The sequence below is a fragment of the Chromobacterium sp. LK11 genome, assembly GCF_001043705.1.
Lineage (GTDB): Bacteria > Pseudomonadota > Gammaproteobacteria > Burkholderiales > Chromobacteriaceae > Chromobacterium > Chromobacterium alkanivorans.
This window is the reverse complement of record NZ_LDUR01000009.1, coordinates 214583-233270: the sequence shown is the minus strand read 5'-3', so window position 1 is coordinate 233270 and position 18688 is coordinate 214583. Positions and strand designations below refer to the sequence as shown.

General features: G+C 63.3%; 20 protein-coding genes. 11 read left to right on the top strand and 9 right to left on the bottom strand.

Annotated elements, in window-relative coordinates; all coding sequences use genetic code 11:
* The first annotated feature begins 83 nt into the window (after positions 1 to 83).
* Entirely contained in the window at positions 84 to 2714 is a 2631-nt protein-coding gene (locus tag VK98_RS22680; protein WP_053077239.1) for a hypothetical protein, read from the top strand.
* A gap of 125 nt (positions 2715 to 2839) precedes the next feature.
* Here the strand turns inward: VK98_RS22680 and VK98_RS23225 are convergent, their stop codons facing one another.
* The 9 genes from VK98_RS23225 to VK98_RS05685 form a co-directional block, all read right to left on the bottom strand.
* The gene (locus VK98_RS23225) at positions 2840 to 4042 is read right to left on the bottom strand and encodes a hypothetical protein (RefSeq protein WP_082158772.1); all 1203 of its coding nucleotides are present in this window, start codon (positions 4040 to 4042) and stop codon (positions 2840 to 2842) included.
* A 108-nt stretch (positions 4043 to 4150) separates the two neighbouring features.
* A complete protein-coding gene (locus VK98_RS23655) occupies positions 4151 to 5284 on the bottom strand; it encodes a hypothetical protein (RefSeq protein ID WP_156187776.1) in 1134 nt (377 codons plus the stop codon).
* A gap of 57 nt (positions 5285 to 5341) precedes the next feature.
* Entirely contained in the window at positions 5342 to 6166 is an 825-nt protein-coding gene (locus VK98_RS23650; protein ID WP_156187775.1) for a hypothetical protein, read from the bottom strand.
* Positions 6167 to 6179: 13 nt separating this feature from the next.
* Entirely contained in the window at positions 6180 to 6659 is a 480-nt protein-coding gene (locus tag VK98_RS05710) for a hypothetical protein (RefSeq protein WP_048413103.1), read from the bottom strand.
* Positions 6656 to 6871: a hypothetical protein gene (locus VK98_RS05705; RefSeq protein WP_048413102.1), complete on the bottom strand. Its 216-nt coding sequence runs from the start codon at positions 6869 to 6871 to the stop codon at positions 6656 to 6658. Before VK98_RS05705 ends, VK98_RS05710 begins: the two co-directional genes overlap by 4 nt.
* Positions 6868 to 7077 (bottom strand): hypothetical protein, encoded by a 210-nt coding sequence (locus VK98_RS05700; protein WP_048413101.1) that lies wholly within the window; start codon positions 7075 to 7077, stop codon positions 6868 to 6870. Before VK98_RS05700 ends, VK98_RS05705 begins: the two co-directional genes overlap by 4 nt.
* A gap of 167 nt (positions 7078 to 7244) precedes the next feature.
* A complete protein-coding gene (locus VK98_RS05695; protein ID WP_156187774.1) occupies positions 7245 to 8087 on the bottom strand; it encodes a hypothetical protein in 843 nt (280 codons plus the stop codon).
* A 31-nt stretch (positions 8088 to 8118) separates the two neighbouring features.
* Complete coding sequence (locus VK98_RS05690; RefSeq protein ID WP_156187773.1) at positions 8119 to 10722, bottom strand: hypothetical protein; 2604 nt, start codon at positions 10720 to 10722, stop codon at positions 8119 to 8121.
* 58 nt (positions 10723 to 10780) lie between these two features.
* Complete coding sequence (locus VK98_RS05685) at positions 10781 to 11182, bottom strand: hypothetical protein (protein WP_156187772.1); 402 nt, start codon at positions 11180 to 11182, stop codon at positions 10781 to 10783.
* A gap of 613 nt (positions 11183 to 11795) precedes the next feature.
* Here VK98_RS05685 and VK98_RS05680 point away from each other — a divergent pair.
* From VK98_RS05680 to VK98_RS23645, 10 genes are all read left to right on the top strand, one after another.
* On the top strand, positions 11796 to 13490 hold the full coding sequence (locus tag VK98_RS05680) for a HilA/EilA family virulence transcriptional regulator (RefSeq protein ID WP_048413097.1): 1695 nt from the start codon (positions 11796 to 11798) through the stop codon (positions 13488 to 13490).
* Entirely contained in the window at positions 13487 to 13951 is a 465-nt protein-coding gene (iagB, locus tag VK98_RS05675) for a type III secretion system invasion protein IagB (protein WP_304413550.1), read from the top strand. Before VK98_RS05680 ends, iagB begins: the two co-directional genes overlap by 4 nt.
* Positions 13948 to 14193 carry a hypothetical protein gene (locus VK98_RS05670; RefSeq protein ID WP_048413096.1) on the top strand — a complete coding sequence of 82 codons (246 nt, stop codon included), beginning with the start codon at positions 13948 to 13950 and terminating at the stop codon, positions 14191 to 14193. Before iagB ends, VK98_RS05670 begins: the two co-directional genes overlap by 4 nt.
* Positions 14194 to 14386: 193 nt before the next feature.
* Positions 14387 to 15568: a PrgH/EprH family type III secretion inner membrane ring protein gene (locus tag VK98_RS05665; RefSeq protein ID WP_082158771.1), complete on the top strand. Its 1182-nt coding sequence runs from the start codon at positions 14387 to 14389 to the stop codon at positions 15566 to 15568.
* Positions 15569 to 15586: 18 nt separating this feature from the next.
* A complete protein-coding gene (locus VK98_RS05660) occupies positions 15587 to 15838 on the top strand; it encodes a type III secretion system needle complex protein (RefSeq protein ID WP_048413095.1) in 252 nt (83 codons plus the stop codon).
* 39 nt (positions 15839 to 15877) lie between these two features.
* On the top strand, positions 15878 to 16183 hold the full coding sequence (gene sctI, locus VK98_RS05655) for a type III secretion system inner rod subunit SctI (protein WP_048413094.1): 306 nt from the start codon (positions 15878 to 15880) through the stop codon (positions 16181 to 16183).
* On the top strand, positions 16180 to 16935 hold the full coding sequence (locus VK98_RS05650; protein ID WP_048413093.1) for an EscJ/YscJ/HrcJ family type III secretion inner membrane ring protein: 756 nt from the start codon (positions 16180 to 16182) through the stop codon (positions 16933 to 16935). The genes sctI and VK98_RS05650 overlap by 4 nt, the downstream gene beginning before the upstream one ends.
* Positions 16928 to 17515, top strand: coding sequence for a type III secretion apparatus protein OrgA/MxiK (locus VK98_RS05645; protein WP_048413092.1), 588 nt, complete (start codon positions 16928 to 16930; stop codon positions 17513 to 17515). Before VK98_RS05650 ends, VK98_RS05645 begins: the two co-directional genes overlap by 8 nt.
* Positions 17472 to 18167: a hypothetical protein gene (locus tag VK98_RS05640; protein ID WP_048413091.1), complete on the top strand. Its 696-nt coding sequence runs from the start codon at positions 17472 to 17474 to the stop codon at positions 18165 to 18167. The genes VK98_RS05645 and VK98_RS05640 overlap by 44 nt, the downstream gene beginning before the upstream one ends.
* Entirely contained in the window at positions 18164 to 18688 is a 525-nt protein-coding gene (locus VK98_RS23645; RefSeq protein WP_053077238.1) for a hypothetical protein, read from the top strand. Before VK98_RS05640 ends, VK98_RS23645 begins: the two co-directional genes overlap by 4 nt.

The following is an 18688-nucleotide window of genomic DNA, read 5'->3' as shown; positions in this document are numbered from 1 at the left end:
GGAGAGGATAGGGAAGCAAACCCATATCATCTCCCCGCCCCACCCGCGCCGCCACCTCGACCCATTCCGTCGGAAAGGACCCGATGAGCACCCCGACCCAGCCCTTCTCCCAAGTCCACGCCGACGAACGCGCCGGTCTCGCCGCCGCGCGCGCGGACGAAGGCGTGGAACGCCCGGGCGGCGACGCCGCGCCGCAAGCCGGCCTCGCCTTCTCCGGCGGCGGCATCCGCAGCGCCACCTTCAACCTGGGCGTGCTGCAGGCGTTGGTCAGCAGCCGCTGGCTGCGCGAATTCGACTACCTGTCCACCGTCTCCGGCGGCGGCTATCTGGGCGGCTGGCTGTCCGCGCTCAAGCGCCGCGCCGGCAACGCCGGCATGGAACAGACGCTGCGCGACCATCAGGGCCGTCAGCCGGCCATCCAGTTCCTGCGCGACTACAGCAACTACCTGACCCCCAAGACCGGGCCGTTCAGCCTGGACACCCTGTCCGCCGTCATCACCTACTGGCGCAACTTCATCCTCAACCAGATCGTGCTGCAAAGCCTGCTGCTGGCGCTGCTGCTGGGCCCTCATTTCCTGGTGGGCCTGGCGCGCAATCTCGCCGACTGGCCCTATGCGGGCACCGCCGCGCTGGCCGTGGCCGCCGCCTCCGCCGCGCTGTCCGCGCTGCTGGCGCGCGCCACCACCCGCGACGGCAAAACCGCCGCCTCGCCCAATGCCCCGGCCTGCAGCATCGCGCTCTTGCTGCTCTTCTGTTACGCGATGGCGGTGTTCACCTTGCGGCAACTGGAAAACCGCGCCGACTTCTGGCACCAGCTGCCGCTGTGGCGGGTGGCCCTGGTCTCCAGCCTGGCTTACGCCGGCTACTGGGCCTTGCTGGCGCGCGGCTTCAGCCAGCTGCACGGCAACGGCTATCTGCGCAGCGTGCTGTGGGCGCTGCTGGCCGGCCTGGCCGGCGGCGGCAAGCTGTGGCTCTTGCTGCAGGCGCTGGACTACGGCCTGGGCATCCGCGCGCCGCTGGCCCAGGCCTGGTACGTGGTGGCCGGCGCCTTCGCCGTGCTGCCGCCGGTGTTCGCCCTCAGCGCCGCGCTGCACATCGGCCTGGTCAAGCGCAGCTTCTCGGACCTGCAGCGCGAATGGTGGTCCCGGCTGGGCGGCCTGCTGCTGGCGCTGGACCTGGCGCTGGTGCTGCTGTTCCTCGTGGTGGCGCTGTCGCTGCCGCTGCTGGCGGTGGCCGCCGACTGGCTGCGCGCGCTGACGCTGCCGGCCTGGCTGCTGACCACGCTGGCGGCGGTCTGGCAGGGGCAGTCCGCCAAGACCGGCGGCGGACAGCACGCTGGCTGGCGCGACCTGGTCGCCCGCATCGGGCCTTACGTCTTCGTCGCCGGCCTGCTGATCCTGCTCAGCGCCGGCCTCAGCTGGCTGCTGGCCGCGCTGGAGATCCGCGCCGACGGCTGGCAACTGCGCCAGCAGCTGTGCGGCTTTCAAAGCTGCGGCCTCGGCGACTGGACCACGCTGCACTTCGCCGCCTCGGAGCAACAGGGCATGGGCGGCGGGCTGTACGCGGTGCTGATCCTGGCCAGCCTGGGGCTGGCGGTGTTCGCCTCCTCGCGCTTCGACATCAATCTGTTCTCGCTGCACAACTTCTACCGCAACCGGCTGACGCGCGGCTATCTGGGCGCCAGCGCGCCGCAGCGGACGGACACGGTCAACCGCTTCACCGGCTTCAACGCCGGCGACGACCTGCCGCTGGCCGAACTGGCCGGCGCGCCCTCCGGTCCGCCGCAGCGGCCCTACCCGCTGATCAACACCACCCTCAACCTGGTGGCCGGCGACGACCTGGCCTGGCAGCAACGCAAGGCCGCCTCCTTCACCTTCACCCCGCGCTACTGCGGCTATAAATTTCCCGACGGCGCGCCGGAGGCCATCGACGCCTTCGTGCCCACCCTCGACTATATGCACGACGACGCCACCGGCGCCGAGCAGGGGCCGATGCTGGGCTCGCTGATGGCGGTGTCCGGCGCGGCGGTCAGCCCCAACCAGGGCTATCACAGCTCGCCGGCGGTGACTTTTCTGCTGACGGTGTTCAATGTGAGGCTGGGGCGCTGGTGCCCCAATCCGGGCAAGCCCGGCGCCGCGCTGCAGGCGATGTCCCCGCCGCAGGGCTGGGTCTATCTGCTCAAGGAGTTGCTGGGGCAGACCAATGCCCGTTTGGACTTCGTCTACCTCAGCGACGGCGGCCACTTCGAAAACCTGGGCTTGTATGAATTGCTGCGGCGGGAATGCCGGCTGATCGTGATCAGCGACGCCGGTCAGGACGAGCAGATGACTTTCGAGGACCTGGGCAACGCCATCCGCAAATGCCGGATCGATCTGGGCGCGGAAATCCACATCGACGTGGACGCCATCCGCCGCGACCCGGCCACCGGCCTCAGCCGGGCCGCCTTCGCCGTCGGCTACATCCGCTACGCCTCCGGCGCCAGCGGCCATCTGCTTTATCTGAAGCCCTGCCTGCAGGGCATGGAGCCGGTGGACGTGCTGCAATACCGTGCCGAGCACCCGACCTTCCCTCACCAGTCCACGCTCAATCAGTGGTTCGACGAATCCCAGTTCGAGAGTTACCGCAAACTGGGGCTGTGCATAGGCGAACAGGCGGTGCGCGAGCTGGACCGCAACGGCGCGGGCTGGCTGGCCGCGGACGGCGGCGGCGCCTGAGCGGAAACAGGCTGAACGTTTCCGGTCCGCCGGATATGCGCGCCTTGGCGGGGTTAGCCTTGAGGCGAACCCCGCCAAAACGCCGTGCGGCGTCTCGCTATGCGCATTGGATCATGAACAGGCGCTTAGGCCATGTCCTTTTGATGCGCCACATCGATAGGGAGCCTAAGTTCACTATAGTCGGCAGGCATTGGTGCTTTACTTTCAGGCATGCCTTTAATCTTATGTAACATATCTTTGCTCGGCAATATAAATTCCCCATCGTTTCGGGACAATATCAACTCATTGATATTTCCATCGCTCTTTAAATGCTGAATGACCTCATCAATACCAAATGCGCGCGACTCATTTAAGGGATGATCCCCTTTGTTCACCCAAATATGCAGATGCAAGGTAGCGGTTGAAGGCGCCACCGGAAAATGGAAAAACAACTTAACCTTATCTTTTTCAGCAGACACCCCATAGGTATCAACTAAATACTGAAGGCTATCCCGCTTTAGTTTTTCCAGCATTCCAACATCGCTTTGCTCCAAATCCAATATAGAAGTCAATGACTTCACGCCTGATTTTAACTCAGCCTTATATTGATTTAATTCCTCACTCTGCTTAACCGCTACTTTTTCTATTGAAGGATCACCCTTCATTTCCTGAATCAAGTCATGTGGTAAAGCAGGATGAACGGCCCAGGCCGTCAGCTGGATGCCTTCTGGCCTAGCGGCCAAATCCGTGACTTGTCCAGCGGTGTAGGTTTGCGACATATAAGGAATATTCGGATAAATCAGAAACCCATTACCCGTTTCCAACGGGGCAGAGTAATGGAAGATATCTGGATTTTTTTTATACACCTCATTGTATACCTTATCGCCAGGTTCCCGGCTGTTACCGCGTAGCAGCTCAACCAGGAACTGGGTAGTATTTTCATTTTTGTACGTTTCCTGGAGCTGTGCCAGGTTTGTTGTTGTCAGCCTTACCTGAGCCAGGTCCTTAGTTTGATACTTTTGCAAACCTCTTGGGTTTAGCCATCTGAAACTACCATAGTCGTCTTCAGATTGTTTGGATATATAGGCGCCATGGGTTAAATCGGCGGTGCCTGAGTTGTCTTGTTTAATCAACACATGATAGCTGTCTTGATTTAGCTGGCTCAGGATTTTCCGATTGTCATCAATACCATAGGCATCCAATGTTCTGCGGATCGCAGAACTTTCGTGTTGTGTCAGGCTGGCCTGAGAGTTACGTACTGCCTGTACATCTAGGGTCTCATGGCATAAGCGACTCGAGTCAGCGGGCAAAGTCGCAGCAGAAGGCCGCAACGCTTGAATTGAAATCATTAGTTATTTCCTGTGGTTGTCATGTTGCACGTTGCAGGTGCGTTGGCTGCACTTAGTCACTCAGGCTTACTGATCGCACTCCAACGAACAAAAGGCCAAGTATAAATATTACAAAGGCAGATTTAGAACATTGCCGCGCACGCCTTTAAATGGAATACCGCTAATATCCTTAATGGAATCTGAGGTCGGCAAAAAATAATCCCCCCCGTTTCGGTCAAGAACAAGATCGCTAATCTCTTTCCCGGACTTAAGATGCGCAATAATCGCGTCAAGATCGAAAGACCTTGGTTCATTTAGCGGGTGATCGCCTTTGTTTACCCAGGTGTGCAAGTGAAGCGTGGCGGTTTTCTCTGCAACGGGAAAATGGAAAAACATTCTGGTATTGTCATGTTCATTTACAGCATATACATTTCGAAGATGTTGCACTGTCTCTTGTCGCAATTTTTCGAGCTGCGGAAGATGCTCTTGTTTTAAACTTAGAATACTGGTCAAGGAGTCAATCTGTGTTTTTTCATCAATCATCTTTTGTGGCGTCTTCTGGCTTGCCTCAAGCCTCTCAGAGCCTGATTGATGATTTCTCGATTCCAGAAATGAGGACTGTATACCCGGATGAATCGCGTAGGTGCACAAGATGATGCCATGTTTGCTATTTTTGAGTGTTTCGGGAGCGTTGACGTAGGCATCCAACACTTTTGCATCGCAGTACGGTGTATTGGGACTAATGAGATATCCATGTTGCGTGCTGTCAATTGGCGAAACAAACTGCGCCAGACTCTCATTCCGGCGATAAAGATCAGTATCTAGGCAGGCCTCTGTATTAAGTACCTTGGTGAGAAAATCCGGCAAGGGAGTCTTCGAGTAGGTCTCGCTAAGCTGTGTTAACTGATCTTTATTCGTAAAGCTGATAACAGCGACATCTGGGGTTTGATATTTCATCAGCCCCTTTGGATTTAACCAGTTAAAGTTGCCATAGCCATCCTCACCCTGTTTGGACACATAGGTACCGTGGGTTAAATCAGAATTACCTGAGTGGTCTTTTTTAATCAACACATGGTATTTATCCTGATTTAGCTGGCTTAACGCTTTCCGATTATCATCTATACCGTAGATGTCCAGCGTTCTGTGCATCGGCGAGTTTTGAGTATTGTGCACTGCCAGCACATTTAGGGATTGATTGCGCTGATGACTTTGCTCAGTCGGCGTAATAGAGGTAGAACGATGCAATGTTTGGACTTGGATCATTGTCTATATCCTAATAGAATGCGTTTATATTATTAAACTCCCACCTGGCAAACAACGTCAACCAGAATATTTCCTCACCAGCGCCTTTATATCACCCTGCGCGATAGACTTGGCGTGGATATCGAGCTCGTCAATATTGACGCCTTGCGCCGCCAATCGAGCTAAGAGATGTTCTAGTTGAGGCCGCTGGGGCATATAGTGGCCGGAATCCAGATGAAATGATTTCGCTTTCCCCTGTGCAATGAGTATCATACCCGCTGATAAAACCGGCTTACCTTCTGTCGTCGAAGTATGCTGCCATTTGCCTTTTTCATATGGGTGAACAAAGATATTTCCATCTCGATGGACAACAATGGCAGCGTGGCCCTCCATCCCGGCCTTGCCCGGCAGATGTGTCGTATCTAATAATTTATCCCCTACTTTCCATTCACCCTGAGAAAGCGTTACCCGATAATTAGCGGCTTGACCAGAGGATAGATAATTGATATAGCCGACATCCTGCGATAGAGGATGCTTAGGTTTATTCTTGAGCGTATTGATTTCAACATCGGGATGCTGATCAATCCACTGAAACAGCCCAACCTTGCTATTAGCGTCTTCCTGCCATGCGCTTAATGCACCGGACTGTGCATCAAGACCATTCAACGAAACCCTATCGCGATGCTTCGGATCTTTAATTTCCAGCCAGTATTTTGGGTTAGCACCTGCTTCCCCACAGCTTTTTCTTGGCATCATTTCCATAATGAATTGTGCGGCCTCTTTGAAACGCATCATGCTTGGGGAGTTTTTTATTGTTTTAACCGGCAGTAACTGAGGCTCACCCTGCTGTTCTGCTTGGCATCTGCTGACCTGGGCGATGTGATTGACTTTAATTTCCAGCATTAAACATCCTTCCTCATCGGTGGCTAGACACAATCTTTAGCGCGCCATAAAAACCATAAATAACTTCACTGAATTTATTTTCAAGCAATGCGCTCGGGTTAATCAATGCTTTTAATTCGAAACCATCATTACACTTACCCAATGTTAAGTGGCCCGTTTCAACATATTCCATTACAGTGGTGAGAACAGGCATGATGTGCCTGGCATTGTCTATCAACAGCTCTTCACCAATCGGGATAAATGACCAAATGAAGAGGCGATCGTCGACCAACGAAATATTAATAGACAGCCCTTCATTTAGATCAATGGCTATGGTTGAGTGTGAGTCAAAGCCATACAACAATTGGTCTGAAACGCTCAGCTCGGTCAGTGCATCGCGAACCAAGGAACTAAGTTCATGATGAATATTTTGAGAGAATGACAATGAACTGTAGGTCACAGAATTCAACGACCTGCCCAAGAAGTGGGTTTGATCATCATTTTTTTCGCTCATGGCATTTCCTTTCTCTGCGCCGCACGGCTCAGTGGTTTGTCCTCGGACTGCAAGCTGGCCTTCAATTGACTGAACAAGCCGCGTAGTTGTTTTTCCTGCTGATATTGCTTGGCATCCGGGAATAGCGTATTCACTTGTTCGCGGACTTTCTTATTCACCGCGCAAGCGCCGAATGGTTTCGAATCCACCCACAAACTCACCGTGCTGTTCATATTTTCTCCGGCCCTCCGCGCAGATATTTCTGCTGGCTGTCGCCAGGCTTGGAGCCAAGCCAAACCATATGGATTTCCGACGACACCGCCTTGAAATCGCTCTTATCGTAAACCTGAGCAAAACGCTTGCTGGCCTGCACCGATTCCACGCCGGCATTGGAGGACGAGGTTTGAAGCAGACGAACTCCGACTGAATTCAGCATCATGTCTGCGACTCCTGAAAATTAAAAAAATAAAACAGTCGTAAGTATTTAAATCCAAGCCAAGATCAAGCACTTCCAAAAAGCGCTCACCTAAGCCGCGGGCGCCGAGCTGACATAAAAAAACGGCGCGCCAAATTGGCGCGCCGCTTGCGTCTGAAACCGTCCCGGCTTTAGTGCCGGGCCTGGCGATAGGGCGCCAGCACCTCGGCCAGTTCCGCCCGGTCCTCATGCGGAGCCAGCACCGCCAGTTTCGACAGATCCATCTTGCCGTCCAGAAAATCCAGCAACCGCTCCAGGTCGTCCAGATCGCTCATATAGTGGCCGGAAGACAGCATCAGCGACCTGGCCTTGCCCTCGCGCAGCTCTATCATCGCCGCCGCCCGCACCGGCTTGCCGGCGCTGGTGCTGCTGTGGTGCAGCCGTCCCAGCACCGCGTCGTGGACGAACAGCCTGTTCTCCCGATCCAACACCAGGATGCCGTAGCCGGGCATGTCCAGCTTGCCCTTGGAGCCGGCGGTGTCGATAGCCGTGCCGTCCGGCCGCCGCCACACGCCGTCGGCCACTTCGGCCAGATGAGGCTTGAGCGCGGCGGCGTCGCTCAGATAGCTGACTTGCGGCGCATCGCCCAAGCGCGCCATGCGCGGCGGCTGGCCCGGCCGCGCCAGATTGATGTCCAGCTGCGGGCGGGCGTCCATCCAGGCGAAGAAGTTTTCCTTGGCGCAAGCGCCGCTGGCCACCCATTCCTTATGCGCCGGCTGCGCGTACTGACGGTAGCGATGGCGCGGATCGCGCGCTTCACGCAGCTCTTCGTCCACCAGGCCGGTTTCCCCTTCCCTTGGCATCAGCGCGGCGACGAAGCGGGCGACGTCGCGGAAACGCTCCAAGGGCCGCGGCGCGGGTTCGCAAACGCTGTCCACGCCCTTGACCGCCTGGGCCAGCCGGCTGGACTCCGTCGCCGGCGGGGCGTCCGGGCGCGGCGGCGGCATCGCCGCGCCGCTTGCCGTGATTCTCATTTGCTGTGTCCTCTTGCCTTATCCACCGCCGCTAGCGCGCCAGCGGCAGCTCTTCCCAACCGGCGAAGCTCTGCTTGTCCGCCTGCCACAGCGGGAGCTGGCGCTCCATCATCGCGTCCAGCGCGTCCAGCGCGGCGTCTCCCGCCGGCTTGGAGCCGCTGGCGGCGAAGCGCTCCATCGCGGCGAAGAAATCCACGCCGTCCGCGCCCTGCCGCCGCAGGTAGTAATCCGCCTCTTGGCGCACCGCCGAGCCCGGTTCGGCCAGCTTGCGGCACAGGGCCTCCAGCGCCGGGCGCTGCGCCACCCTCAAGGCCGGCCAGCGCTCGCTCTCGTTCACGCCCTTCAGGTGCAGATAGTGCATCAGCGGCGCGCTCAGGCTGTTGTCGCCCCAACGCTCCCCCAGCACCGCGGTGGCGGAGGCGCCGGCGTTAAGACCCAGTTCCAGCGACACGCCCGGCTGCAGCGGCACGCCGCCGGAGGCGGACACGCCGAGGTTGCCGCTGGCGCTGACCCGGCTCAGTTGCAGCCGGAAGCCGGCGGCTTCTGCCGGGAAATCTGCCTGGGTCTGGTATTGCGGCCGATAGAAGCGCAGCAGCAGGGTCAGCGCTCCGCCGCCTTGCAGGCCTGCCGAGCTTTGCAGCCCGGCCAGCGCCGCCGGCACTTCGGCGGCCAGGCCGTGCGGCGCCAATTGCGCGCTCAGCGCGTCGCGCAAGGCGTCCAGCGGCCAAGAGCCGCTCAGATTGCCGGACAGGCTGATCCTCACGTCCTTGTAGTCGCCGGCGCGCACCGGGTTGTGGTGCACCCGGGTGCGTTCGGTCAGCGAGGCTTCGGCTTTCAGGCCCAGCGGGCCCAGCGCGCCGCCCAGGTCCAGCGCGACGCTGCGGTCGCGGATCTGCAGGCGCAGCACGTCGTGGAAGCTGGTGCGTTTGGCCAGGGCCGCCGCGTCGTGGCGGATGGGCGGCGCGTACAGCCGCGGCGCCAGCGCGTCCAGGCTTTGCAGCAGTTCGGCGTCGCCCTTGCCCGCCGCGGTCAGCGTCAGCGCGGCGTGGGCCAGCGCCATATTGGCCAGCGTCTCCTCGCGGCTGCCGGCGCGCCAGGAGGCCTGGACGGAGCGCTCCACCGCCGCGCCGCCCTGACGCTTGCCAATGCCGGCGTCCAGTTGCTGGGCGACGGCGCAGAAATGTTCGAATTCGGCGCGCAGGCCCTCCGCCGCGTCGCGCAGCTTGGCCGGCGTCTGCTCGCGCAGTTCCGCCATGTTCTGCGCGCCGCTGAGCCAGCTCAAGGGATGGTTGCGCGCGTCCGCGCCCATCAGCGCGGCGGCTTTTTGTTCAATGCCGGCCAGTCGCTGCTGCGCGATCGTCGCGTTGCGCGCCGCGCCTTGCTCTTGGCGCAGGCCTTGCCAGATCGGCGTCAGCGCGTCGGCCTGGATGTCGATGCGCTCCACCGCCGCGGCGACGCCGGCCCCGACGCCGACGGCTTCGGCGCGGGCGGAGGCGCTGCCCTTGACGCTGTCCACCTTGCTGGGCGGCAGATAAGGCGCTTGCGCGCCGGGCAGGGACGCGGCGTTGTCGCGCTGGCCCAGCCAGCCCAGCAGCACGCCCAGCCGCTGCTGCTGATCCGCCGCCTGCTGTTGCAATTGCTGGTATTGGCGCAGCTCGTTGCCGTGGCTGGGCCGGAACAGGCGGATCAGCGCGCCCACCACGGTGCGGGCGCTGACGCCCAGGGTGTCGCGGCGCGAGCCGTGCGTCAGTTGGTCCGCCTTCAGCTTGACGAAGGCGGTGGCGCTGGCGTATTCGGTCGCCATGGTGCGCTGGCGGCGGCCCTCCACCGCGCCGGACAAGGTGGCGACGCCTACGCCGCCCTGAACGCCGGCGCGCGCCGACACCGCCTTGCCCTGGTTCTGGAACACGAAGCCTTCGTCGTCGTTGTCCATGCCGCGGCTCCAGGCCAGGCCCACGCTGAAGGTGGCCTTGGCTCCGGCGCCGGCTTCGCCCAGCCCCAGGCCGACGCCGACCGAGCCGCCGACGTTGCGCTCCTGGCTGGCGCCGGGCTGGTCGAAGCGCTGGAACTGCGGCAGCAACTGCGCTTCCGCCTCCGTCCGCGCCAATTGCGCCCAGGCCGCCTGGCCCAACAAGGCCAGCCGCTGGCTCAGTTCCGCCAGCGGGCTGCCCGGCGTAGCCGCGCGCGCCAGCGCCTCCATGTCCAGCGACAGCCGCGCGCATTCCTTGATGTCCAGCGGCGTTTGCGCGTCGCCGGCCGCCAGCGTCTGCCGCAAGCTTTCCACGATGGCCACGGTCCGCGGCGCCACCGCGTGGCTGCGCGGCAGGATGTTCAAGGCCTGCACCCAGCGCGGCCAGCGCGAGCGCTCCGGCTCCGCCTGGCGATACGCTTCGCGTTTCATCGCCAGCAAGGTCTGGCCCAAGTCCTCGCGCCGCAGGCGCAGCTTGTCGTCGCTAAGCGCAACCTGGCCGCCGCGCGCCGGCGGCGCGTCTTCCACGCTGCGTTCGGCCGCGCCGCGCGCGCCGCTCAAGGCGGCGGCCAGGCCCTGCGCCGGCCGCTGCACCGAAGATTCCGATAAACGGCGGAAGCCCTGCAACCGCACCGTACTCGCCCCGCTTGCAACTGTGTCCAACATGGATGCCTCCTCGCGCCGCATCGCGGCTCAAACGCCGGGTCGGGCCCGTAGCGCCTGTCTAGTTTTCGCCGTTGCCGGCTTTCAAATTCGCGGCCAGCGCCAGCGGCGACGGCCTGTCCGACTGCAACTCCCGCCCCATCTCCGCCCAGCCCAGCAACAGTCTCTGCAATTGCCCGCGCGTCTCCTGGCTGACCGTCGCGTCTTTCAAGCCCTGGGCCGCTAAATCGCGATATTTGGCGCAATCCCGAGCCAGGTCGGCTCTCACGGCCTGCCAGGCGTCGGCGCTGTTGGGCGCCGGCTTCTGTTCGACAGCCGGCTCCAACGCCGTCATGCCGCCGCTACGCAGCGCGGCCGCGAACGGGCTTTGCGTCGGCGCGGACGCCGCGCTTGGCTGCGGCTCGGACAGCGCCGCCAAACGGGATGGGGCGGCGGGCGGCTTCGACGAAACATTAAAAGACATTTGAAACGCTCCTGATTTGGCGGCGAGGCCAGAACGACGGTGATGAGGGGCCGCCGGCGCATGCTCGGCGACAGCGTCAAACTACCCCAACGCCCCTGGCCTAACTTGCATAAATCGGCCGCGGCCCCGTCCATGCCGCCCCCTCGTTTTTGAGAGTTTTCCCATTTGTAGCAAGCACTCCCTCACGTAGTATTCCTACATACACTCAATTATGCGAAGGAAATCAAAAACATCCACATCAACCCAATGACATAACAACAGGACAAACAAGACCATGTCATTCGCTGAACATTTTTTGCAAGCTGGCCCTCGTCGGCAAAAGTACCATCCACTCTCTCTGTTTTTATGACCGGATAAAGGTTTTGAGCGCCAGTTGACGACACTGGCAATTCCAGGCGACAGCGGGCGGGAAGCGGCGGACACACGCCGCGCGATGCGAATCCGCAGCCGGCCCCAAGAACCAGCGCAAATCACCCAACAGATCCACCGAACAAAAAACACGCCGACATGCCGCGATGCTACGGGGAACAGCACACAAGTCGCGGTATTGGTCGACTCGATCCGCATGGTCCGCCATGCGCTATTGCGCCCTGCGCGCAAGAGGAACTAGAAGATGGCGTTACATAAAGATGGCTTCATGAACAGGCAATTTGTTTTTGGCGACTTCGTCCTGCACTTCGACGGCATGCTGCTGCACCGAGAGCAGCAGATCAGCATTCCGCCCAAGGAGCTGGCGGTGCTGACCACCCTGCTGGAAGCGGCGGGAGAGCTGGTCAGCAAGGACGCGCTGCTGGACCGCGTCTGGCCGGACGGCGAGGTCAACGAAGAATCGCTGACCCGCTGCATTTACGCGCTGCGGCGCATCCTGCTGGAAACCAAGGACTGCCGCTACATCGACACGGTGTACGGCAAGGGCTACCGCTTCAGCCGCCCAGTGGCCATGGTGTCCAAACCCACCCCGCTGGCAGCGCAGTGCTCAGTGGCGGTGCTCCCTTTCCGCACCCATCCGCAGCTGGACGCGGTCAGCCTGCACAACGCCCTGGTGCAATGCCTGTCGCGCTACTCGCCGTTCGGCCTGATCGTGCTGCCGGCCACCATCACCCAGAACTGCCGCGACGTCACCGACATCGTGGCGATGATCGACCAGCTGCGCCCGGACTACTACCTGGCCGGCCAGACCCTGCAGCAAGGCGGCGTCTGGAAGCTGCGGGTGGAATTGGTGCGCGCCGCCGGCCACCAGCTGATCCATCACGAAAGCATAGAGCTGAGCCCGGAACAGCCGATCACCGCGCTGCAGACTCGGCTGGCCAGCCTGCTGCCGCAACGCATTCCCGGCCTGCGCTGGAACCAGGGCCAGAACAACGAGCTGGGCTCGCTGGACATGGCCATCACCTATCTGAACGGCCGCCACGAACTGCAGCAACACACCCCGTCCAGCCTGCGCCGCGCGCTGATGCTGCTGCGCCAGTGCGTCAACGCCGGCCCCAGCCACGCGCTGCCTTACTGCAGCCTGGCCGAGTGCTATCTGACCCTGGCCCAGCTGGGCCTGTTCGACCAGGCCCAGGCGCTGATCCAGGCGCAGCAGGCGGTGAACAAGGCGGTGGAGCTGGACGCGGCCAACCCGCAGGCGCTGGGATTGCTGGCCCTGCTCAGCAGCATGCGCTCGGAGCAGGCGGTGGCCGAGGCGCTGTTCGAGCAGGCGCGGATGCTGGCGCCGGACGCCGTCGACATCCATTACTACCACGCCTGGCATTTATTCCTGTCCGGCAAGCTGGCCCAGGCGCAGCAGGCGCTGGACGCCTGCCTGGAGCGCGACCCCTCGCGCATCGCCGCCAGCATCCTCAAACTGTGGCTGACTTATTACGAGCGCCGCATCGACGACGCGGTGTCGCTGGGCAAGCGCCAACTGTGCCAATACGGGCAGAACCACCCGGTGCTGCAAAGCGTGCTGGCGCTGCTGCTGGGACTGCAAGGCCAGCACGCGCAAGCCGACGAACTGGTCCAGGCGGTGCGCGACTCCGGCGAGGAGGCCGGCCTGCTCGCCCTCAATCACAGCTATGTGGACTACTGCCGGCGCGGCGACGCCGCGCTGCCGGCGCTGCGCGCCTTCCTCGCCAAGGTGGACAGCCGCCAGGTGCGCTCCAGCCTGCTGCCGCTGATCCTGGCCGCGCAGGGCCCGGAGGCCGCCATTCAGCACTGGCGCCAATTGCAGGCCGAAGGCTATCTGTGGATCAAGGCCTGGCGCCACGATCCGCGTCTGAGCGAGCTGGCGGAACACGCCCAGCCCTGCCAGCCGGAGGCGGCGTGATCCGCGCCTGTCTGCTGTCCGCTCTCTTCTTGTGCGCCGGCGCCGCGCGGGCGGACTGCTGGGATCGCGCCGGCGGCATGTTCAATATCGCGCCGGACCTGCTCTACGCCATCGCGCAACAGGAGTCCGGGCTCAAGCCGGACGCGGTGGGCCGCAACCGCGACGGCAGCCGGGACCTGGGTCTGATGCAGATCAACAGCACCCATCTGCCGCGGCTGCGGCGGCTGGGCGTCACCGAGCCGCAGTTGATGGGCGACGCCTGCCTGTCCGTGGTCGTCGGCGCCTCCATCCTGGCCGAGATGATGAAACGTTACGGTTATTCCTGGGAGGCGGTGGGCGCTTACAACGCCGGCACCGCGCCCAACCGCCGCGCCTTGCGCATGCGTTACGCCGAGCAAGTGTGGCGGCGCTACCAGAAGCTGCGCCAAGCCGCCCCACCCCCAAGCAAGGAACTCTCATGATTCGCTCGCTTTCTCCCGCCCCGCTCGCGCTGCCCGCGGCGACGCCGCCCGTCAACGCGGCGGCCCCGGCGGCCGACATACAGCAATTGCGCGATGTAGAGAGCCAAAAACTGCGCAAGGAGCCGGCTTCCAATCACGCCGCCTCCTCGGCGGGAAAGGAGCTCATCAACGAGTTGAAAGAACGACAGATCCTTAGAGAACAAAGAATGGCGGCGCGGGCCGCCGGCGCCCAAGAGCGCTGAAGCCGCGCCATCCCCGATCCCCCTTTACATGGCGGCCGCCGTCTTCGCGGCACGCCGCCATGCTTTTTCCCTCCTCCCCCGAATCTGATTCCCCTCCCGAGATTTCATCGGTTTTCCATCAGGAATCCGTCCCCGCATGTCCGTAAAGTGGATGCCAACATCGCAGAATCTTGCGCACTCACCGACAGACACCATGGCAGCTGAAGACATCACACTCTCCGCGCCGGCGCCCATCGTGGTCCGCCTGCTCAACAGCCCGCTGCGCGGCTGCGAATTCCTGTTGCAGCCGGGCAAGACCCTGTTCCTGGTCGGCCCGGCCGCCGCGCTGACCGAGACCGGCCAGTTGCCGGAATTGCCGGCCGACGCCCTATTCATTCCGCTGGAGCAGGGCGGCATCAATTTCGAAGTGCTGATCGACCGCGCCGAACCCGACCGCGTGACCTTGCGCGAACTGCGCGACGCCGGCACGGACGAGCGTCCGGCCGAGTTCAACCGCCCGCTGCGCATCGGCGCGCTGGAGCTGGCGCTGCGGCCGGAACACCTGTCCTGGTCGCCGGAAGTGTTGGGCCACGGCCAGGACGCGCCGCCGCCGGAGCAGAAGCCGGCGCGCCGCCACGCCGCCGCCGCGGTGGCGCTGGCGGTGATCGCCGCGCTGTTGCTGGCCGGCGGCGGCTACTGGCTGTGGAACACCCCGCAGCGCCAGGCCTCGGAATTGAACGCGCTGCTGGGACGCGACAGCCAGCGCTTCCAGGTATTGCCCGGCCGCGACGGCGTGTTCTACGTCGCCGCCGCCAATGAGCGCGACAGCGCCTGGGCGCGGCAAGTGCTGGCGCGCGGCGACTACAACCGCCCGGCGCAAGTGCTCAGCCCGCAGCAGGAAAACGAACGCGTCGGCCGTTGGCTGGCCGACCACTACCCGCACCTCCCCTATTACCGCCTGCAGCTGGACGACCCGCGCCGGCCGCAGCTGTGGGTCAGCCAGCAGCGCGCCGCGCTGGGCGGCCCGGCCAGCCAGGCGCTGTCGCAGCGGCTGGCCGAACAGATGCCCTACGCCGACGCGGTGGACATCGTGCCGGTGGACGACGCCGCCGCCGCGAGCCAGGCCGAAACCGGCCTGTCGCGCCAGGCGCTGCCCTTCACCCGCAGCGAGCAGCCCAACGGCGTCACCTTCGTGATCCAGGGCGCGCTGGACGACGGCGAACTATTGCGCGCGCGCCGCTTCGTCGACGACTACTACCGCCAATGGGGCGGCCGCTACGTGCAATTCGCCATTGAATTGAAGGACGACTGGCTCAAGGGCAAGTCCTTCAAGTACGGCAACCAGGGTTACGTCAAGATGGCGACTGGCCACTGGTATTTCCCCAAACCCCTGTAAACCCAAAGGCAAACCACCATGGCAATCGACCTCCCCTCCAAAGACTGGACGCTCAGCGATATGTCCGGCGAATTCGACAAGGGCGTCGCGGACCTACAAAAGGACCTGAAAACCGCTCTGGACGACCTGAACAAGAACCCGTCCAACCCCAAGATCCTGGCCGACTACCAAAGCAAACTGTCCGAGTACAACCTGTACCGCAACGCCCAGTCCAACACCGTCAAGGTGTTCAAGGACATCGACGCGGCCATCATTCAGAACTTCCGCTAAACCCCGGCGCCGGCTGCGCCGGCGCTCCTGGAGCCACCCATGACCCCCATCGCCGCCCGCTCGCTGGACGCGCTGACCACCCAGGCCAGTGACATCACTCGCTCCGAGCACAATCTCGTGTCGCTGGACGACCGCCTGATCCAGGCCTTCTCGCAAAACGCCGTCGACATAGGCATGGAAAAAGACGCCATCCTGCAACGGCTGGAACAGCCGGGTCTGTTGAGCAATCCGGCCATGCTGATGGAGCTGCAGCAGCGCACATCCAATTACAACCTGGAGGTGTCCATGATCAGTACCCTCACCCGCAAGACCGTGGGCGCGGTAGAAAGCCTGCTGCGCTCATGATCCGCCATGGTTTCAAAGCCGTATTGCTGGCCTTGCTGCTGACCGGCTGCCAGCAAAAGGACTTGCTCAAGGGCCTGGATCAGCAGCAGGCCAATGAAGTGATCGCCGTCTTGCAGCGCCACAATATCGAGGCCGACAAGACCGACCGCGGCAAGACCGGCTTCAGCATCGCCGTGGCGCAGCCGGACTTCGCCGCCGCCGTGGACTGGCTGAAGGCCTACAACCTGCCGTCGCGGCCGCGGGTGGAAGTGGCGCAGATGTTCCCGGCGGATTCGCTGGTGTCCTCGCCGCGCGCGGAAAAGGCGCGGCTGTATTCCGCCATCGAGCAGCGGCTGGAGCAGTCGCTGCAGACCATGGACGGCGTGCTGTCCGCGCGCGTGCACGTCAGCTACGACCTGGATTCCGGCGAAGGCGGCCGCGCCGCCAAACCTATCCACCTGTCCGCGCTGGCGGTGTACGACCGCGACGTGGACCCGGCGCAGATGGTCAACGACATCAAACGTTTCCTGAAGAACAGCTTCGCCGACATCGATTACGACAATATCTCGGTGGTGCTGTCGCGCCGCAGCGAGGCGCAGCAGCAGGCGCCCACCGCGCCGGCGGAAGAACGCGGCTCCGGCCTGAACTGGCTGATGGCCGGCGTGGCCCTGATCGCGCTTCTGGGCGCGGCGGCGGCCTGGCTGTGGCAACGCCGCGCGCCCAAAGCCGCGGCAGCGCCGCCCGCCGCCGAGCCGCAGGCCGGACATGAGTAAACCGCCGGCCGCCCGTTCCCCGGCGCTGCAAGCGCTGCTGTACGACCCGCTGGCCTATCTGCACCCGCGGCGGCTGGTTCTGCCGCCGGCGCTGACCGCCTCCGCCGCCGCGCGCGCGGCGGCCAATGAACTGGTGATTTCCGCTTATCGGCTGGACAGCGACTGCGCCGACGCCCAGCTGGACCCGCTGGCGCGGCAATGGCTGCGCCACTGGCGGCGGCTGCCGCAAACCGCCTATCTGCTGGGCTGCCACGCGCTGCGCGCCGGCCTGGGCTGGCAAGCCGGCCTGCTGCGCTTGCCGGACTGGGCGCAGGACTTCGCCTCCGTGGCGCTGCCGCCGGATGCCGCCGCCGCGCAACGGCCGGCGCTCAGCCACGGCGCGCTGCTGCTCACCGGCTACGGCCGCCTGCAAGCCTGGCGCGAACGGCTGCCGCGCCCGCTGGCGCAACGCCTGCCGCTGCTGTTTCCGCCGGAAGCCGACGCCGCGCCGCCGCAGCCGGCCGCCGACGCCCTGATTCTGACCTTGGCCCTACAACATGCCCAGAGACATCCCCACAACCCGCCCTCCGACCGCCGCTGAAGGCGTGCTGGTGCGCCGCGGCCAGTTGCGCCGCGCCGAACGCGCCGACCAGTTGGAACGCGAGGCGCGGCAACAGGCGCAGCGCGTGCTGCGCGACGCCGAGCGCCAGGCGGAAACCCTGCGCCAGCAAGCCTGCCAGGCTGGCTACCAGCAAGGCATGCTCGCCGCGCTGGAACAGACCGCCGGCCATTTCGCCGCCAGCCAGGCCATGGCCTGGCGCTGGCGCGAACGGCTGGAGCAAGAAGCGCGCGCGATGCTGGCCGCCGCGGTGGACCATCCGGACACCCTGCTGCTGCTGCTGGACGAATGGCTGCGCGACCTGGACCAGCCGGACGCCACGCTCTACCTGCAACTACCCAAGCGCGCCCGCGCGCTGCAGCCGCAGCTGATGACGCTGCTGACGGAAAACTGGCCCGGCGCCATCCAGATCGACTATCACGCCGACACGCGCTTCATGATGCGCTGCGCGGACCAGGCGGCGGAGTTCTCGCCGGAACAATACGTGGAGCCGGCCAGCCGCCAGCTGCTGCAATGCCTGGAGCCCCTGCCCCAGGACTGCCGCCGCTTGTCGGAGCAGGCGCTGCGCGGTTTGATCGCGCGGCTGGAACAAGACCTGGCGGCCTTGGCCGCCGCAGACAGGAGCCCGGAATGATCCCCTCGCTGCCCCCCTCCGCCTTGGGCCGCGCCGCCGCGGCCGGCGACGACCTCATCCCGCTGCAGCAACGGCTGCTGGCCGCGGCGCAAGACGCCGACGGCGCCGCGCCGCCGACGGAAACCCCGAAGACGGGCGACGCCAAGCCGGTGGATCCGCCGCCGTTCAAATGGCCGGACTTCCAGTCCGACCCCGTCGCGGTCGCCTTTCTCGCAGCGCTGCGCGGGCTGCCGCCGCCGGCGACCGACTCGCAAGAGGACAAGCAGCGCTACGCCGACGCCGTCGGCAAGCTGCTGCGCGATTTCAAGGACCCGGCCACCGGCGAGCTGGCCTTCACCACCTTGAAGCAGAAGAACGACATGATCCAGCGCACCCTGGAGCAGATCGACGAGCACTCGCCGCTGCACACCGCATTACTGACATCGCTGGTGAGCAATATGGGCATCGGAAGCATGATGACCCAATGGATGCAGGACGCGATCATGTCAGGCGGCGTGCCCAAGGAGATGGAGGACTGGTGA

Bases quoted from the DNA above. Each gene is read 5' to 3' on its own strand.
- VK98_RS05695 (WP_156187774.1), bottom strand. From the start codon at position 8,087: ATGAGAATCACGGCAAGCGGCGCGGCGATGCCGCCGCCGCGCCCGGAC.
- VK98_RS05710 (WP_048413103.1), bottom strand. From the start codon at position 6,659: ATGAGCGAAAAAAATGATGATCAAACCCACTTCTTGGGCAGGTCGTTG.
- VK98_RS23650 (WP_156187775.1), bottom strand. From the start codon at position 6,166: ATGCTGGAAATTAAAGTCAATCACATCGCCCAGGTCAGCAGATGCCAA.
- VK98_RS05665 (WP_082158771.1), top strand. From the start codon at position 14,387: ATGGCAGCTGAAGACATCACACTCTCCGCGCCGGCGCCCATCGTGGTC.
- VK98_RS22680 (WP_053077239.1), top strand. From the start codon at position 84: ATGAGCACCCCGACCCAGCCCTTCTCCCAAGTCCACGCCGACGAACGC.
- VK98_RS23225 (WP_082158772.1), bottom strand. From the start codon at position 4,042: ATGATTTCAATTCAAGCGTTGCGGCCTTCTGCTGCGACTTTGCCCGCT.
- VK98_RS05670 (WP_048413096.1), top strand. From the start codon at position 13,948: ATGATTCGCTCGCTTTCTCCCGCCCCGCTCGCGCTGCCCGCGGCGACG.
- VK98_RS23655 (WP_156187776.1), bottom strand. From the start codon at position 5,284: ATGATCCAAGTCCAAACATTGCATCGTTCTACCTCTATTACGCCGACT.
- VK98_RS05660 (WP_048413095.1), top strand. From the start codon at position 15,587: ATGGCAATCGACCTCCCCTCCAAAGACTGGACGCTCAGCGATATGTCC.
- VK98_RS05645 (WP_048413092.1), top strand. From the start codon at position 16,928: ATGAGTAAACCGCCGGCCGCCCGTTCCCCGGCGCTGCAAGCGCTGCTG.
- VK98_RS05640 (WP_048413091.1), top strand. From the start codon at position 17,472: ATGCCCAGAGACATCCCCACAACCCGCCCTCCGACCGCCGCTGAAGGC.
- VK98_RS05680 (WP_048413097.1), top strand. From the start codon at position 11,796: ATGGCGTTACATAAAGATGGCTTCATGAACAGGCAATTTGTTTTTGGC.
- VK98_RS23645 (WP_053077238.1), top strand. From the start codon at position 18,164: ATGATCCCCTCGCTGCCCCCCTCCGCCTTGGGCCGCGCCGCCGCGGCC.
- sctI (WP_048413094.1), top strand. From the start codon at position 15,878: ATGACCCCCATCGCCGCCCGCTCGCTGGACGCGCTGACCACCCAGGCC.
- VK98_RS05705 (WP_048413102.1), bottom strand. From the start codon at position 6,871: ATGAACAGCACGGTGAGTTTGTGGGTGGATTCGAAACCATTCGGCGCT.
- VK98_RS05700 (WP_048413101.1), bottom strand. From the start codon at position 7,077: ATGATGCTGAATTCAGTCGGAGTTCGTCTGCTTCAAACCTCGTCCTCC.
- VK98_RS05650 (WP_048413093.1), top strand. From the start codon at position 16,180: ATGATCCGCCATGGTTTCAAAGCCGTATTGCTGGCCTTGCTGCTGACC.
- VK98_RS05690 (WP_156187773.1), bottom strand. From the start codon at position 10,722: ATGTTGGACACAGTTGCAAGCGGGGCGAGTACGGTGCGGTTGCAGGGC.
- VK98_RS05685 (WP_156187772.1), bottom strand. From the start codon at position 11,182: ATGTCTTTTAATGTTTCGTCGAAGCCGCCCGCCGCCCCATCCCGTTTG.